Below are 15,495 nucleotides of genomic sequence, written 5' to 3'. Positions count from 1 at the left end.
GAAGATGAATTAACTGCCAAAAAACACAAATAGATTACACATTTAGCATAAATCCTGATTTTTTCTCCATGATCAACAGGCATAATATGTTTAAGTTACAGATGCATCAGCACTGACTTTTTAGTCTGTACAAGGATATTTACTTATGGCAACAAAATTTCTGAAATCGTTTGGCATCGCAACAGGTATTTCAACAACTTTGCTTTTTGCAGGCTTCTCAAGCCATGCACTTGCCATGAGCCCATTTCAGGCAAATTATCAGTTTACTTACAATAATAAAGGTATGGGATCGGCTACACGTGCCTTAAGCCAGCAAGGTAATAACTGGACTTATAAATTCACTGCAAAAGCAGGTGGAATTGCGTCCGCAAGTGAAACAAGTAAATTTAGTTTCACCAATGGTAAAATTGGGTCTCAAAGTTTTAGCCGTACCAGCAAAATTTTGATTCATAACAACACCATGAGTATTAACTTTAATCCAAATAGCAAAACTATCTCTACCAAGAAAGATGATAAAGCTCGTTCATTTGCTTGGCAGGCAGGTGTTCTTGATGAATTAAATGCAGAGTTACAACTGCGTGAAGACTTAAAAAATGGTTCATTGAAGTCCTCTTATCCACTTGCAGATGCAAAAGAAGTTGAAAACCGTCGATTTGTAAAACAAGGTAATGAGAAAATTAAAACCTCTTATGGAACATTCGATACCATTAAAGTGGTTTTACAACACAACAAACCTGAACGCAGTACAATCTTTTGGTTAGCGCCTAAATTAGATTATTTACCAGTTAAAGTAAGTCATATTGATGGTAAAACTTCTTATGGATTGTTATTAACAAGTTATACAGGTAAGACGAATTAAAGCTTGCATTTTTTTGGATGCTTTTTAAAATACGCATTTGCTTTAAAAAGCATCCGTCTAGAGGATTCTCCCGTGCACGCACTAGAACAGAAAATCTTAACAGAAGGTATCGTTCTATCTGATCAAGTCTTGAAAGTCGACGCTTTCTTAAACCACCAAATTGATCCTGTATTAATGCAGCAGATTGGTAAAGAATTTGCCGCTCGCTTTAAAGATGCAGGGATTACCAAGATTATTACCATTGAAGCATCAGGTATTGCACCTGCAATCATGGCAGGTTTAGAACTTGGTGTACCTGTAATTTTTGCTCGCAAATATCAGTCATTGACCTTAAAAGATGACTTATATCGCTCTAAAGTATTTAGTTTTACTAAACAAACTGAAAGCACGATTGCGATTTCAAATAAACATCTTCATTCAACTGATAAGGCATTAGTTATTGATGACTTCTTGGCAAATGGTCAAGCAGCATTAGGCCTGATTGATTTAATTCACCAAGCAAATGCAGAAGTTGTAGGTGTGGGTATTGTGATTGAGAAATCATTCCAACCAGGTCGTGATTTATTGCTTGAAAAAGGCTACCGCGTTGAATCATTAGCACGTGTACACTCTCTTACAGATGGCAAAGTTACTTTTGTAAAAGAATAAGATGTACACCTAAAAAAGAGCGGATATCCGCTCTTTTTTATTTGCTCAAAACTAAACTAAAAGCTTTTTGGCAACCTCTCCTAAACGTTTGCCTTGAGCTTCACACAAAATCTTTTCATCCTGACTTAAGTTTTGGTCATGACGCGGTCCACTTACATGGCTTGCGCCATAAGGTGTTCCCCCTGTTTTAGTATTAGATAAGGCTGGAATTGCATTAGGTAATCCCAAAATCATCATGCCATGATGAAATAACGGCGGTAGCATAGTGAGTAAAGTACTTTCCTGCCCACCATGCATTGAACCAGAAGAAGTAAAAACGCAAGCAGGTTTATTATGTAATGCCCCGTTGAGCCAAAGACTGGTTGTTTGATCCCAAAAATATTTCATTTCACTTGCCATATTGCCAAAGCGAGTTGGAGAACCTAACGCTAAACCTGAACAATTCGTTAGATCATCTAACGTACAATAGATATCACCTTCTTCCGGAATGCTTGGCTCGGCTATTGTGACAGCTGGAGCAATATTTGGTACTGTCCGAATTTTCACTGACATACCCGCAGACTCAACACCGTTGGCAATTAAATGAGCCATTTCTTTAGTAGAACCATATTTGCTGTAATAGAGTACAAGAATGTAAAGTTGCATCGGTTTCATAAATTTTGTTAAAAAGAACACTATACGGGATTTTTTATTTTTTTGGCGCAACCAATTTTATGAAATTCTAGAGGTGATTGATGGTGCAGTACAAAAGATAACACGAGCAAATTTCTCAGACTCATCGAGTAAAAAGTTTATCTACTTTTGGTAAACCCTTGCTTAGACAACAGAAAGCCTACTTTGTTGAAAAAAGTTTATGGCTACAATTCTTTCTATAGCACATAGTAAACTTACAGAACGACTTTAATTCTATAAGTTATTATTTTGCTTTAATCTACGATTTGAGTACTTAAGCTCATACTTTGATAAGCTATCAATCGCCCAACATGATGATTAAAAAAATCGGGATAGACGACGCATGTTACAACGTTTTTTAAGTAAGCTTCCTTTTTATAATAAAACCTGGTTTCAGTTCGTTTTATATGTATTTAAGCGTTTTGAAGCTGATCGGTGCCGTGAACAAGCTGGCTCTCTCACCTATACAACGCTATTCGCAGTTGTGCCGATGTTAACAGTTTTTTTAGTAATTATTTCTTCAATCAAAGCGTTAGAACCCGCAAGACAACAGCTGCAACATTTAATCTATAGTAATTTTTTACCGAAGAGCACGATCGCATTTGATAAAGCGCTAAATGCTTTTACAGAAAAATCTAGCAACTTAACCGTTATTGGTGTGCTTTTTTTATTCGTTACTACTGTCTTAATGCTGACCTCAATTGAAACCGTCTTTAACCGTATTTGGCGTGTAAAAGAAACTCGTAGTGGCATTATGGGCTTTATGCGCTATTGGACAATCATCTCTTTAGGTCCCATTATTTTAGGAAGCGCATTTGTTATTTCATCAACAGTTGCATCGATGAACTTATTAAGCAATAACTTCACAGGTTATCAACTTGATGGGGCATTTCTACTCTGGCTAATTTCTTTTGTACTTACTATTTTGGGTTTCTTCATTTTATATTGGACCATTCCCAATCGCCCAGTCCCAGTTTATGCAGCAGGAATAGCGGCTTGTTTAAGTGCTGTACTGTTTGAAATACTCAAAAATTTCTTTAGCTTTGTGATGTCAAATTTCACTAGTTATGAAATTATTTATGGTGCATTTGCAGCAGTACCAATTTTCCTTCTATGGATCTTCCTGTCATGGAACATTATTTTACTTGGCGTAGAAGTAAGTTTTGCTCTAACTGCTTTTCATTCAGGTAAAGAGCAGAAACGTCATCCTGTTTTAATGCTATTAGATATTCTCGAGCTGTTTTATAAAAAACAGAAACTCGGTGAAAGTGTAAGTGACAAAGAAGCTTTAGAAATTTTAGGTCGCGGAGAAATTGGCCGCTGGCCAGCTTATGTACTTTTACTTGAAGAGCAAAATTTGGTTAAACGTACCGATAAAGATGAATATGTTCTCGCGCGCAATTTATCCCAAGTTGATTTTTGGAGTTTTTTCACTGCTCTTCCATACCCTTTACCATTACGTGAAGATGTTTTGAATGTACATGATGACGATGAATGGATGGAAAAAATAGGACCCGCCTTGGTCGAATCTAATGATTATTTAGCAGCAAAACTTTCTATTCCGCTCTCAACAATTTTTGAAGAGAAATAAGAAAGTAGAACTCTTCAATAGTATAGACACTCTTTCCTACCCAATAAAAAACCCTATTATTAAAAAAATAATAGGGTTAAAAATTGGCAATTTTAGGAGTGGGTTATGCTTTTACAAAAGTTTCCCATGCAAAATCTTGCGTTGCACCTTTTAATGTCATTTTCAACTGATCACCTGCATGTAATGGTCCAACCCCAGCAGGTGAACCTGTCATAATCACATCACCTGGCTCTAGTGAAAAAACCTGATTAATATCAGTTAAAAGTTCACCAATAGTAAACATTAACAGTGCAGTATTACCATCTTGACGCAATTCATCATTAATATGGAAAGTGAATTTGGTCTCTTGCCAATTTGTAATTTCTTTTGTATCAACCCAATCTGCCAAAACACAAGCACCATCAAAAGCTTTAGCTCGCTCCCATGGGTGGCCTTTACTTTTCAGATCATTCTGTAAATCACGCATTGTTAAATCAAGACCTAAAGTTACTGCTCCAATCGCTTTTAAAGCTTTTTCAGGATCTGTTTCACCTTTCAAAGGTTGATCAATACGTAACACTAACTCACATTCAAAATGGCAACTGCCCCACGCTGGATTCCAAGAAATACCGTCATTTAAACCAATCAAACTACTCGGTGGTTTAATAAATAATATAGGGCTGTCAGGCATAGCATTATTTAATTCTTTGACATGATCGGCGTAACTTCTGCCCACGCAAACGATTTTTGAAGGACGTGTATTCATGAGGCTTCCTTTGTTGTTGCGGCTAATAATTCCAATAATTTATTTCTTAAATGTATTTTCAAATATGGTTTGATCTGAAACCTGTGCAAATGCACGCTTTGGTACAATAATTACAGTTTTATTCTTTAGCTCAAGCATGTAAGTCAGTTTGCCTTTAGCAAAAGTTTGTACATCTGCATATTGCATCACTTGCTTACGACCATTGGCATAAAGCTCAAAGTAATCTTGATATAAGTCGATTCCCTGCTCACTCTTTCCAAACTGGTAACGAACAAATTGACGCTTAAATAACATAGGTAAAAGCCAGTAACGCATCAGGCCTTGCATCACCAGAAAAAAAACGCCTAACCCGACATAATATCGTCCAACACCAGAGAGACCTAAATAAAATCCCCAAATAATAATTGCGATACTAATTGCAGGTGTAAGAAAACGGGTAAATTGCTTTTTCCCAAATGTCACTAATGAAAATCCATCTTGTGACTCTTCTAAACTCAAATAATAACGTAAAGATAAAGCTGTTTTTTGCTCAGTCATTGCACTGCATCAATACTCAATAAATCGAAACTATTAGAGCATATTCATTTCAGCTTTAAAATGAATCAAAGGCTATTTTTTATTTTGTTTAAAAGTAGAGCTTATGATGAGATTCGAAAATCAACTACGTTGCATATATAGAACGTAGATTCATATTTTTTGAGCTTATTTCAGTTTTTAAAATTTCTACAATAAGAGCATCACCTTCTTAGTGGAATGTCTCATGTCTTTCTTTGCAAAATTATTTGGCTTAAATCAAAAAGCAACAGTCTCAAAAGATGTGGTTACTCACGCCACTCAAGAGTCCCCTCTTTTCAATCAGCCAAGCTTTTTAGAATTAATTAAAAAACGTCGTTCTATTTATTCGATCGGGAAAAACTTACACCATACTCCTTCGGAAATTGAAAGGTTAATTCAAGAAGCAGTCAAACATAGCCCTTCAGCATTTAACTCTCAGTCATCTCGCATTGTTATTTTATTTAATGAGTCTCATCAAAATTTCTGGAATATTGTTTTAGATGTATTAAAAACGATTGTTCCTGCCGAAGCACTGGCTGGAACTGAACAAAAAATTCAAAGTTTTGCAGCGGGTGCTGGTACAGTTTTATTTTTTGAAGACCAAGATGTGATTAAAGGTCTACAAGAGCAATTTGAATTGTATGCTGATAATTTCCCAGTCTGGTCTGAACACTCAACAGCAATTGCACAATTTGCAGTATGGAATGTATTGGCTGAACAAGGTATTGGAGCTTCTTTACAACATTACAACCCAATTATCGATGAGAAAATTAATGCTGCTTTTGATATTCCTGCTCAATGGAAACTAAGAGCCCAATTAGTATTTGGTTCAATTGAAGGCGAAGCAGGTGAAAAAGCTTTTATTGAAGATAAAAGCCGTTTTAAAACATTTGGCTAATTTTTTTCAACTTCAAATCATTTAAGAGCTGGTTGCCATGAGCACTAGCTTTTAAATCGAACTAATAAAAAACAGGTACAAAAAAACCGCTATATATAGCGGTTAATTCTTCAAGTGGTGCGCTCAGAGAGATTCGAACTCCCGACCCCTTAGTTCGTAGCCAAGTGCTCTATCCAGCTGAGCTATGAGCGCGTACTTGATGTTGCGCATTATACGCATTTTTTAAGGCTTAGGAAGCCTTTTTTCATTTTTCTGTCATCAAACGTCTAGTTCTTAGCCATCACTCTAGTTTACATAGCTTTGTAGCTAAAGTTATTGAAACTTTGCTCACCAAAGATGTATCTGAAATATTTTTTTTCAAATAAGTTTTATAGAATTTTTGAAGCTTTTTGCCATCTATCTAGAAGATAAAGGCTACTGTTTTAGTCAACATTATATAAATAATATATTTCTGGTTGAACCTAACCATTATAAGACTGTTTGAAATTTGACTAATATAATGCTTCAAATAAGTGAAAATATGATTAAAAAAATAATTAGTTAAAATTATATAATATAAAAATTATTATTATTTTTATGTCTAAATTAAATAAATTATTATTTCTTTAAATATTATTTAATAATAAAAAATGTGACTAAAAATACACATTGACAGCTTTTGAGATCTAACCAATACTAAATCGCAATTATTGAGATACACATCTCATTAATTATAAAGCGCAATAAATAATACTTACTTAAAAATACAAAATTATATAGGAAATAGACCAACATGTTCTTACTAACAAACCTCGTATCTTCGATATCAAAAATTACTCAAGATTTGGGTAATATTGTATCGGTAAACACAAACGTAAACACAGGTTCCGCTGTTAATGTAAACGTTTCTGATATAAACATTTCTGATGTAAATATCTCTACATCAGGTTTACTCTCTAATGTAATTTCAACGGTAACCAACACCCTGACAACAACCACAACAGGCTTAATTTCTGATGTGGTTGGCACTGTAACCGGTACTGTCGGTTCTACAAATCCATTAGAAACAGTAACCAATGTTGTGGGTGGTGTAACTGGCGGTATTGATCTTGGAACCTCTCCAATTGCTCCAGTTATTGACGTTGTTCAAGGTGGTATCGACATTCTTCAGGGTGTTGAAAGCCTAAAAACTGAAATCATCAATACAGGTATCGACACTGTTGCTGATACTATCATTGGTGTCCTTCCTCAAACTGAACACCCTGTTTCTGAAATTGCTGATCTTGGCACTTTAACTTTCGAAACTTCTCGTGACACAGTAAATGGCACGCTTGAAGTCATTTCTGATCTAGTGGGTGGAGACATTCAAGGCGCAACTGAGTCTGCTACTGGTGTCGTTGAAACATTAATCACTAATGGTACAACTGCGACAGGTATTGTTACTGACGTTGTCGGAAGCATTACAGATGTCGTTGGTGGTGTAACTGGTGGCGTTGATGGCAACCCGCTTGAAGTAATTACTGACATCATCGGCGGTGTAACTGGTGGTGTTGACGGTAATCCACTTGAAGTAATTACTGATATTATCGGCGGCGTAACTGGCGGTATCGGTGGCGGCACATCTCCAATCGCTCCAGTGATTGATGTCGTTCAAGGCGGTATTGATATTCTACAAGGTGTAGAGAGCCTAAAAACTGAGATCATCAATACTGGTATCGACACTGTTGCTGATACTATTATTGGTATTCTTCCACAAACTGAATATCCTGTTTCAGACCTAGCAGATCTTGGCACTTTAACTTTCGAAACTTCTCGTGACACAGTAAACGGTGCACTTGAAGTTGTTTCTGATTTAGTTGGTGGTGATATTCAAGGTGCTACTGAATCTGCTACCGGTATTCTCGATACACTGATTACAAATGGGTCAACTGCTACTGGAATTATTAATAACATTATCGGCGGCGCAACAAGTGGTGATAGCCCACTTGGCGTGGTAACCGACATTATTGGTGGTGTAACTGGCGGTGTTAGTGGTAATCCTCTTGAAGTCGTGACTGACATTATCGGCGGTGTAACTGGTGGTGTTGATGGCAACCCGCTTGAAGTAATTACTGACATTATCGGCGGTGTAACTGGTGGTGTTGACGGTGGAACTTCTCCAATCTCTCCAGTGATTGATGTTGTTCAAGGCGGTATTGATATTCTTCAGGGGGTAGAAAGCCTAAAAACTGAAATTATCAACACTGGCATTGATACAGTTGCAGATACAATTATCAGTATTCTTCCACAAGCAGAACATCCTGTTTCTGAACTTGCTGATCTTGGTACTCTAACTTTCGAAACTTCTCGTGACACAGTAAATGGTACGCTTGAAGTCATTTCTGATCTAGTGGGTGGAGACATTCAAGGTGCTACTGAATCTGCTACCGGTATTCTCGATACGCTGATTACAAATGGCACAACTGCTACTGGCTTAGTAACAGAAATCATTGGTGGATTGACAGGAACTATTGGTGGGGTTACTGGTGGAGATAGCTCACTAGGCTTAGTCACTGATTTACTTGGCGGTTTAACTGGTAGCGTAGATGGTGATAGTCCTCTTGGCTTAGTGACCGACCTTCTAGGCGGCTTAACTGGTGGCGTTACTGGCGGTACAGACAACCCTATCGGCATCGTAACAGATATCGTGGGTAGCTTAACGGGCGGTGTGACTAGTGAAGGCGGATTAGATGTTATTTCTAATTTACTAGGTGGATTAACTGGTGGTAGCTTACTCGGTGGAGTAACGTCGACAGTATCAAGCGTAACTAATACAACGCATACTATCGTACCTACATCATTACTTACCGATAACTTCTTAGAAAACTCTTTCAATACTGTTTAATATAAGTCATTAAAATAAAGCCACTTATTACAAGTGGCTTTATTTATTAATATATCTTTAAATATTAATTCACTTCTTCCCATCTATAATATTTCTTATGCGCTAGCTCTAACATTGCATAATCATTAGGTGTATCACCATAAGCATAAATTGTAGAATACTGAGTTAAATCATATTTGTTTTTTATTCTATTTACTTTTTCTAAATAACCACAATCACCATTAATAAAATCACCTGTCAAAATACCATCACGTATTTCAAGTTGATTACATATAACTTCTAAATCTAAAGATTGGCACCAGCTTTCTAAATAAACACCTAATGATGCAGATACAACAACAATCCGATCACCTTGTTTTTTATGCCAAAGAATACGTTCCAAAGCATTTTGACGCACACAGGTAGGAAGGATATTTTTAGCAAACTCTTCCCCCATATATTTTAGGGAAGCCGCATCATAGCCCACGTATCCCACCTGACAGAGTTTAGTTCGAATAGTTTTATCGGTTACCCATCCAAGCTTATAACCCGCTATATAAGGTGCAAGTCGAATACCACCTAGTATTTGAGTTTTTTTATTTAAAGAAAATTTAAGGAATAGGCTGAATGTATCGCTGTGAGTGATCGTGCCGTCAAAGTCAAATAAAGCTAAGTTCATTTATGATTATCTCTAATATAATTAAAAAGTTATAAATTTAGATTTTTTAAAGTACTAAAAAATAGGCACAAAAAAACCGCTATATATAGCGGTTAATTCTTCAAGTGGTGCGCTCAGAGAGATTCGAACTCCCGACCCCTTAGTTCGTAGCCAAGTGCTCTATCCAGCTGAGCTATGAGCGCGTAACTTGTGTGCCTTTCAGCGATTCGTTCTATTTTACTTGGTGCGCTCAGAGAGATTCGAACTCCCGACCCCTTAGTTCGTAGCCAAGTGCTCTATCCAGCTGAGCTATGAGCGCATTAAGTAAATGGCGGTGAGAGAGGGATTCGAACCCTCGATACCAGTAATAGGTATGCTTCCTTAGCAGGGAAGTGATTTCAGCCACTCATCCACCTCACCGGAACGAGCCGCCATAATACAAACTAAAACCCTATTGTTCAAGTCATCATAGTGAAATTTTCTTGTTTTTTAGTTCAATGAATTATTTTTTAAGCAATTTTCTCATTATTTTCGTCTTTTTCGATCAAACGCTTGTTAAGATAGATATTATTTCTTCATCAAAATACTGTAGTGCATAACACATTATTGCAAACCTAAACGTGCAGTTCGGGTCTGCATGACTTATGCTAAACTTATCTGCCAAGCGTGAAACCAAACGACATGACAAAAAACTGGGCTGACCCCGAAGCGAAAGCTGAAGCTGAACGTTATGACAATCCTATTCCAAGCCGTACTCTTATTTTAGATACATTGGAACAATTGCAGACACCGCAATCTCATGCAGAACTTGTCGATCATTTTAATATTCATGACCAAAAAAGTATTGAAGCACTCAGTCACCGCTTAAGTGCTATGGTTCGTGACGGTCAAATCATGAAAGACGGGTTTAAATTTCAGTTGGTGGCAGATCAACCGACCTATGAAGCAACTGTTTATATCAATAGTAAAGGTTTAGGCACAGCGCATATTGATGGTCAAAGTGACCTTTTACTTCCTGAACGTGAATTACGTTTAGTCTTTAACGGTGACCGAGTTAGAGTGCGACAGACTTCAGTTGATCGTAAAGGCAAACCTTGGGGTTTTATTACAGAAGTTTTACAGCATCGTGTTAAACAATTAATTGGTAAATTGTCAGTTCATGAGGGTGAATATTTTATTCAACCCAACAATCCCAATCAGCATCAGCCTATTCCTTTAGAAAAAGAACTCGTAAAACATGCTGGGGCGAATGTTGGCGATATGCTACGTGTTGCAATTGATAGCTATCCAACCCGTGAAGAATTTGCGACGGCGCATATTATTCAATCTATGGCCGACAAAGCTGATACAGAAATTATTATTCCGCAGACTATTCTTGAGTTTGGCTTACCTTACGAATTCCCAGATGAAGTTATAAAAGAAGCTGAAAGCTTTAAAGAACCATCTGCTCAAGACCGTGAAGGCCGCATTGATTTACGAGATTTAGCATTAGTTACGATCGATGGTGAAGATGCTCGAGATTTTGATGATGCGGTTTATGCAGAAAAACGTCCAGGTGGCGGTTATCGTGTAGTGGTCGCAATTGCTGATGTTAGCCATTATGTACGCTTAGACTCAGCCCTCAATGAGGAAGCTGAGGAACGTGGTACTTCGGTATACTTCCCGCATTTCGTATTACCGATGCTACCAGAGGCATTGTCAAATGGCTTATGCTCTCTAAACCCTCATGTAGACCGTTTATGTATGGTCTGTGACTTGAAACTCTCTCGTACAGGCCGTGTAACTGGTTACGATTTTTATCCATCAGTGATGCATTCAAAAGCGCGTTTGACCTATACACAGGTAGCACAATATTTTGACGGCGCAACAGATGCAATTCCAAAAGACCGTGATGTTCATAAATCGTTAAATACGCTTTTCCAGCTTTATCAGATTTTGAAAAATTTACGTGCTGATCGTCATGCAATGGAATTTGAAACCATTGAAACTTACATGACTTTTGATGAGCTAGGCGGGATTAAAGAAATTTTGCCACGTACACGTAATGAAGCACATAAACTTATTGAAGAGTGCATGTTACTTGCTAACGTTGCTGCGGCTGAATATGCATTAGAACATGATGTTCCAATGTTGTATCGCGTGCATGAAGCTCCGGAGTTCTCACGTATTCAAAAAGTAAAAGACTTTGTGAAATTACTGGGTCTACCCTTCCCCGACCAACCAACTCAAGCAGACTATCAAAGAGTAATTGAAGCAACTAAAGATCGTATTGATGCACCAAGCATTCATGCCGTCTTATTACGCTCAATGATGCAAGCTTATTATGGTGCAAAAAATGCAGGGCACTATGGTTTGGCCTATGAAGCTTATACGCATTTCACTTCACCAATCCGTCGTTACCCAGACTTATTGTTACACCGCGCCATTAAAGCACATTTGAAACAAAAGCCTTATCCACTCTCTGGTGCGGCACTAGATGATGCAGGTGAACATTTCTCTCAAACCGAGCGCCGTGCTGATGAAGCATCTCGCAGCGTAACGACTTGGTTGAAATGTCACTACATGCAACAGCATCTAGGTGATGAATTTATTGGTATTGTAAGTGCGGTGACCGAATTTGGTTTATTCGTGACACTGAAAGATCTATATGTCGATGGCATGATTCATATTAGCCAACTCGGGGATGACTTCTTTATTTATGACCAAGCGAGCCAAAATCTAGTAGGTCAAAATCGTGGTCAAGTCTTTGGTTTGGGCGATGAAGTTAAAATTCAGGTTGCTGGTGTCAATCTGGAAGAACGTAAAATTGACTTCCAGCTCATTAAGCAAGTTACCCATGCAGGCCGAGTAGTTCGTAGCCGTGCGCCGCGTACGACTAAAACTACTACGCAGGCGACTGAAGAAGTTTTCAGTAAACCAACTGTCAGTAGTGATGGTGAGCGACCTGTTCACAAAAAGAAAGAAAAAAGTAAGCCAAGTTCTTACACCAAAAAATCCGGTAAGAAAACCTCAGCAAAAGCCGATTCTAAACCAGAGAAAGTGAAGAAAAAATCTAAGCCTAAAAAGAAAAAGTCGAATGCAAAATCAAAGGCTGAATAATTAAAAATAATTATCACGTTTCAAAAATAAGTCTCCAATAGGAGGCTTATTTCTTTTTAAAAGGGTTATTTTACACATTAAGCTTGATTTCCGACTTGAGAGGACCTACATCTAATACCATGTTTAAAAAATAATGTGGCTATTAGCAATGACTTTACAGCAAGCGACTTTACCAACTCCGCGTTTTGACCAAATTGAATTAGAAAATTTAAAACAAGACATCCAGCAAGCGATCCAAGCAGGCCAGGAATTTTTAAATACTCTTACGGCTGCACCTACAGATGCAGCTCAGCAACTTGCCGTACTTGAGCAAGTCGATACGCTTGAAAATAATCTAAGTGAATCATGGGGCGTTTTATCGCATTTAAACGCGGTAATGAGCAATGCAGAAACGAGAGAAGTCTATCAATCTTTATTACCAGCATTAAGTGAATATTACACTCAGCTTGGTCAACACACGGCGCTTTATCAAACTTATCAACACATCCATGATGGTCAAAGTTATACGTCTCTTAGCCCAGCTCAACAAAGTGCTATTCGTCTAGCTTTGCGTGACTTTAAACTTTCTGGCGTCGCTTTAGAAGGCGAAGAGAAAAAACGTTATGCAGAGATTTCTGCGCGTCTTTCACAGCTTTCTTCTGATTTTTCAAACCACGTTCTTGATGCAACACAAGCTTACTTTAAGCCACTTACCGAAGATCAGCTAAAAGGTCTTCCAGAAAGTAATATTGAGTTATTAAAACAGTACGGCAAACAACGTGAACTTGACCAAGCTGTAGCAACCCTAGATTTCCCAGCATATTTTGCAATCATGACTTATGCAGATGACCGTGCATTGCGTGAAGAGCTTTATAGAGCTTATGTGACACGTGCATCTGATGAGTCTGAACAAACTGAGTTTGATAACAGCAAAATTATGGAAGAAATTTTGAGTCTTCGTCAGGAAATGGCAAAACTACTTGGTTTCAATAACTATGCTGAATATTCTCTTGCAAGCAAAATGGCACCAGACGTAAAAACAGTACATGAGTTTTTGGTTGACCTAGCAGAGCATGCGCGTGCTCCTGCGCTTCAAGAAGTTGCAGAACTTCAAGAAATTGCCAAACAAGATGGTGTTGATGATCTTAAACCTTGGGATACAACTTACTATTCTGAAAAGCTGAAACAGCAACAATTTAATTTATCTCAAGAAGCATTAAAGCCTTATTTCCCTGCACCTAAAGTTATTCAGGGATTATTCCAGATTGTGCAGCGCCTATATGGCATTAACATTATTGAAAGACAAGCACCTGTCTGGCATCCAGATGCACGTTATTTTGAATTAGAAGACCAAGGCCAAGTGATTGGTGGCTTCTTCTTTGACATCTATGCACGTACAGGTAAACGTGGTGGCGCATGGATGAACGGCTTCCGCTCGCGCATGCAGACTCTTCATGGTTTACAAAAACCAATTTGCTATATGGTGTGTAATTTTACTCCTCCTGTAGGTGACCAACCTGCTTTATTGACTCATGACGAAGTGATTACTTTGTTCCATGAATTCGGACATGGTTTACATCATATGTTGACCGAAGTAGATAATATTTCGGTTGCAGGAACTCATGGCGTTGCTTGGGATGCAGTAGAGCTACCAAGCCAGTTTATGGAGTTCTGGTCATGGGATAAAGAAAGTCTAGATGTATTAAGTGAACACATCGATAGTAAACAGACTTTGCCACAAGAATTACTAGATGCTTTATTAAATGCTCGATTCTTCCAATCTGGTATGCAAACTTTACGTCAGCTTGAATTTGCATTGTTTGACTTAACCATTCACACCAAAACGCCTGCCCTGAACAGTGAGCAAATTCAGCAAACGTTAAACGACATTCGTAAGCAGTATGCAGTCGTTCCTACTGTCGACTACAATCGTTTCCAACATAGTTTTAGTCATATTTTTGCTGGTGGTTATGCTGCAGGTTATTACTCTTACAAATGGGCAGAAGTCTTAGCAAGTGATGCATTTGATCGTTTTGAAAATGAAGGTATTTTTAATACTCAAACGGGTAAAGAATTCCGCCAGGCAATTCTAGCTGTGGGAGGAAAAGACACTGCACTTGAGGCATTTGTTAATTTCCGTGGACGCGAGCCTAAAATTGACGCGTTGTTACGTCATCAAGGTTGGACGAATGACAATAAAACCGCTTAAACTATGGGCCTAAATTGATCGTGTGGTTAGGGTGATAAAGATGAAAAAACGTTTCATTGCTGGGGCAAAATGTCCAAAATGTGAAGCCATGGATCGAATTGTCATGCTAACCACCGCAGAAGACGAATGGATTGAATGTATCGAATGCGGTTATAGCGAAAATCGTCCGACTCATGTTGATGAGCCTGAAACACCTGCTGAACCGGATGAAATTGGGGTAATACAGTTCAAGCCACGTCGTCCCGACTAAAGGTCTTAAACATGCCACTACAAAGAAAACAAAACTCAAAATTATTATGGATTTTAATTGGGGGCTTAAGCATTCTCGTAGTGCTTTTTTTTGCAGCGCAATGGTTTTTTAAAAAAACCGAGTCGTCAGCACCACTGGTTGATCCACAACCCGTCTCGACATCCGCTCCTGTTAAACCAGTTGACCCATTACCAAGTTCTGAACCCTTAGCTGAAAATGCAAGCTCTCAGCAACTTGTCAGTGAAAATGTGCTTAAAGAGCCTGTCCCTGCACAAGAGTCTTTAGCAAAAGAAGAAGTATCTAAACTTGAAGATATTCATCGCCAGCTAAAAGATCAGGAAGCAACCTTAAAAGCTCAGCATTCAGATGCTGATCAATTAACTAAACTCAAAGAAGAACAAGTTAAATTGCTGGAAGCTCAGCTTAAACAGCAATAGTTTTTCAATGAACTCTTAAAAAAGCTAAAGCTGTACATCTTTAGCTTTTTTTC

Annotated in this window: 14 protein-coding genes and 4 tRNA genes; 9 read left to right on the top strand and 9 right to left on the bottom strand. The window is 38.0% G+C overall.

Annotated features, from left to right (window positions below):
- Positions 1–145: 145 nt before the first annotated feature.
- Both ACYU0V_RS02420 and ACYU0V_RS02415 read left to right on the top strand, forming a co-directional pair.
- On the top strand, positions 146–859 hold the full coding sequence (locus ACYU0V_RS02420; protein ID WP_002119525.1) for a DUF3108 domain-containing protein: 714 nt from the start codon (positions 146–148) through the stop codon (positions 857–859).
- A gap of 72 nt (positions 860–931) precedes the next feature.
- Positions 932–1,507, top strand: a complete 576-nt coding sequence (locus ACYU0V_RS02415) for a xanthine phosphoribosyltransferase (protein WP_002119547.1) — start codon at positions 932–934, stop codon at positions 1,505–1,507.
- 51 nt (positions 1,508–1,558) lie between these two features.
- Here ACYU0V_RS02415 and wrbA read toward each other — a convergent pair whose 3' ends face one another.
- Positions 1,559–2,161, bottom strand: a complete 603-nt coding sequence (gene wrbA, locus ACYU0V_RS02410; protein WP_461848896.1) for an NAD(P)H:quinone oxidoreductase — start codon at positions 2,159–2,161, stop codon at positions 1,559–1,561.
- A 361-nt stretch (positions 2,162–2,522) separates the two neighbouring features.
- Here wrbA and ACYU0V_RS02405 point away from each other — a divergent pair, with 361 nt between their 5' ends.
- The gene (locus ACYU0V_RS02405) at positions 2,523–3,770 is read left to right on the top strand and encodes a YihY family inner membrane protein (protein ID WP_461848894.1); all 1,248 of its coding nucleotides are present in this window, start codon (positions 2,523–2,525) and stop codon (positions 3,768–3,770) included.
- Between the two features lie 103 nt (positions 3,771–3,873).
- On the opposite strand, the gene ACYU0V_RS02400 is transcribed toward ACYU0V_RS02405, so the two are convergent.
- Positions 3,874–4,515 carry a fumarylacetoacetate hydrolase family protein gene (locus ACYU0V_RS02400; RefSeq protein WP_005078301.1) on the bottom strand — a complete coding sequence of 214 codons (642 nt, stop codon included), beginning with the start codon at positions 4,513–4,515 and terminating at the stop codon, positions 3,874–3,876.
- 39 nt (positions 4,516–4,554) lie between these two features.
- Complete coding sequence (locus tag ACYU0V_RS02395) at positions 4,555–5,052, bottom strand: YcxB family protein (RefSeq protein WP_069121969.1); 498 nt, start codon at positions 5,050–5,052, stop codon at positions 4,555–4,557.
- A gap of 223 nt (positions 5,053–5,275) precedes the next feature.
- Between ACYU0V_RS02395 and ACYU0V_RS02390 the strand changes: the two genes are divergently transcribed.
- Positions 5,276–5,968: a nitroreductase family protein gene (locus tag ACYU0V_RS02390; protein ID WP_069121970.1), complete on the top strand. Its 693-nt coding sequence runs from the start codon at positions 5,276–5,278 to the stop codon at positions 5,966–5,968.
- A 115-nt stretch (positions 5,969–6,083) separates the two neighbouring features.
- On the opposite strand, the gene ACYU0V_RS02385 is transcribed toward ACYU0V_RS02390, so the two are convergent.
- Positions 6,084–6,160 (bottom strand) — tRNA-Arg (locus tag ACYU0V_RS02385).
- A gap of 88 nt (positions 6,161–6,248) precedes the next feature.
- Positions 6,249–6,368: a hypothetical protein gene (locus tag ACYU0V_RS02380; RefSeq protein WP_227504977.1), complete on the bottom strand. Its 120-nt coding sequence runs from the start codon at positions 6,366–6,368 to the stop codon at positions 6,249–6,251.
- Between the two features lie 372 nt (positions 6,369–6,740).
- Between ACYU0V_RS02380 and ACYU0V_RS02375 the strand changes: the two genes are divergently transcribed.
- A complete protein-coding gene (locus tag ACYU0V_RS02375; RefSeq protein WP_461848892.1) occupies positions 6,741–8,831 on the top strand; it encodes a hypothetical protein in 2,091 nt (696 codons plus the stop codon).
- Positions 8,832–8,895: 64 nt separating this feature from the next.
- Here ACYU0V_RS02375 and ACYU0V_RS02370 read toward each other — a convergent pair whose 3' ends face one another.
- The 4 genes from ACYU0V_RS02370 to ACYU0V_RS02355 all read right to left on the bottom strand — a co-directional run bounded on the left by ACYU0V_RS02370 (position 8,896) and on the right by ACYU0V_RS02355 (position 9,888).
- Positions 8,896–9,489 carry an HAD-IB family hydrolase gene (locus ACYU0V_RS02370; RefSeq protein ID WP_005804624.1) on the bottom strand — a complete coding sequence of 198 codons (594 nt, stop codon included), beginning with the start codon at positions 9,487–9,489 and terminating at the stop codon, positions 8,896–8,898.
- Positions 9,490–9,594: 105 nt separating this feature from the next.
- Positions 9,595–9,671 (bottom strand) — tRNA-Arg (locus ACYU0V_RS02365).
- A gap of 39 nt (positions 9,672–9,710) precedes the next feature.
- A tRNA-Arg gene (locus ACYU0V_RS02360) sits at positions 9,711–9,787 on the bottom strand.
- A 10-nt stretch (positions 9,788–9,797) separates the two neighbouring features.
- Positions 9,798–9,888: transfer RNA gene (locus ACYU0V_RS02355), tRNA-Ser, on the bottom strand.
- Positions 9,889–10,149: 261 nt separating this feature from the next.
- Between ACYU0V_RS02355 and rnr the strand changes: the two genes are divergently transcribed.
- The 4 genes from rnr (at position 10,150) to ACYU0V_RS02335 (ending at position 15,442) form a co-directional block, all read left to right on the top strand.
- The gene (rnr, locus tag ACYU0V_RS02350) at positions 10,150–12,567 is read left to right on the top strand and encodes a ribonuclease R (RefSeq protein WP_461848890.1); all 2,418 of its coding nucleotides are present in this window, start codon (positions 10,150–10,152) and stop codon (positions 12,565–12,567) included.
- A 133-nt stretch (positions 12,568–12,700) separates the two neighbouring features.
- Positions 12,701–14,755 carry a M3 family metallopeptidase gene (locus ACYU0V_RS02345; RefSeq protein WP_461848888.1) on the top strand — a complete coding sequence of 685 codons (2,055 nt, stop codon included), beginning with the start codon at positions 12,701–12,703 and terminating at the stop codon, positions 14,753–14,755.
- A 40-nt stretch (positions 14,756–14,795) separates the two neighbouring features.
- Positions 14,796–15,005 carry a YheV family putative zinc ribbon protein gene (locus ACYU0V_RS02340; protein ID WP_032004797.1) on the top strand — a complete coding sequence of 70 codons (210 nt, stop codon included), beginning with the start codon at positions 14,796–14,798 and terminating at the stop codon, positions 15,003–15,005.
- A gap of 11 nt (positions 15,006–15,016) precedes the next feature.
- Positions 15,017–15,442 (top strand): hypothetical protein, encoded by a 426-nt coding sequence (locus ACYU0V_RS02335; protein WP_461848887.1) that lies wholly within the window; start codon positions 15,017–15,019, stop codon positions 15,440–15,442.
- Positions 15,443–15,495: the final 53 nt, after the last annotated feature.

This window comes from Acinetobacter sp. X9, from assembly GCF_054889255.1.
Note: the sequence above shows the minus strand (reverse complement) of the source record. Positions and strands in the feature narration are given on the sequence as shown.

Coding starts and splice junctions, on each gene's coding strand:
- ACYU0V_RS02405 (WP_461848894.1), top strand. CDS start 2,523: ATGTTACAACGTTTTTTAAGTAAGCTTCCTTTTTATAATAAAACCTGG.
- ACYU0V_RS02335 (WP_461848887.1), top strand. CDS start 15,017: ATGCCACTACAAAGAAAACAAAACTCAAAATTATTATGGATTTTAATT.
- ACYU0V_RS02400 (WP_005078301.1), bottom strand. CDS start 4,515: ATGAATACACGTCCTTCAAAAATCGTTTGCGTGGGCAGAAGTTACGCC.
- ACYU0V_RS02395 (WP_069121969.1), bottom strand. CDS start 5,052: ATGACTGAGCAAAAAACAGCTTTATCTTTACGTTATTATTTGAGTTTA.
- rnr (WP_461848890.1), top strand. CDS start 10,150: ATGACAAAAAACTGGGCTGACCCCGAAGCGAAAGCTGAAGCTGAACGT.
- ACYU0V_RS02345 (WP_461848888.1), top strand. CDS start 12,701: ATGTGGCTATTAGCAATGACTTTACAGCAAGCGACTTTACCAACTCCG.
- ACYU0V_RS02420 (WP_002119525.1), top strand. CDS start 146: ATGGCAACAAAATTTCTGAAATCGTTTGGCATCGCAACAGGTATTTCA.
- ACYU0V_RS02340 (WP_032004797.1), top strand. CDS start 14,796: ATGAAAAAACGTTTCATTGCTGGGGCAAAATGTCCAAAATGTGAAGCC.
- ACYU0V_RS02370 (WP_005804624.1), bottom strand. CDS start 9,489: ATGAACTTAGCTTTATTTGACTTTGACGGCACGATCACTCACAGCGAT.
- wrbA (WP_461848896.1), bottom strand. CDS start 2,161: ATGAAACCGATGCAACTTTACATTCTTGTACTCTATTACAGCAAATAT.
- ACYU0V_RS02390 (WP_069121970.1), top strand. CDS start 5,276: ATGTCTTTCTTTGCAAAATTATTTGGCTTAAATCAAAAAGCAACAGTC.
- ACYU0V_RS02375 (WP_461848892.1), top strand. CDS start 6,741: ATGTTCTTACTAACAAACCTCGTATCTTCGATATCAAAAATTACTCAA.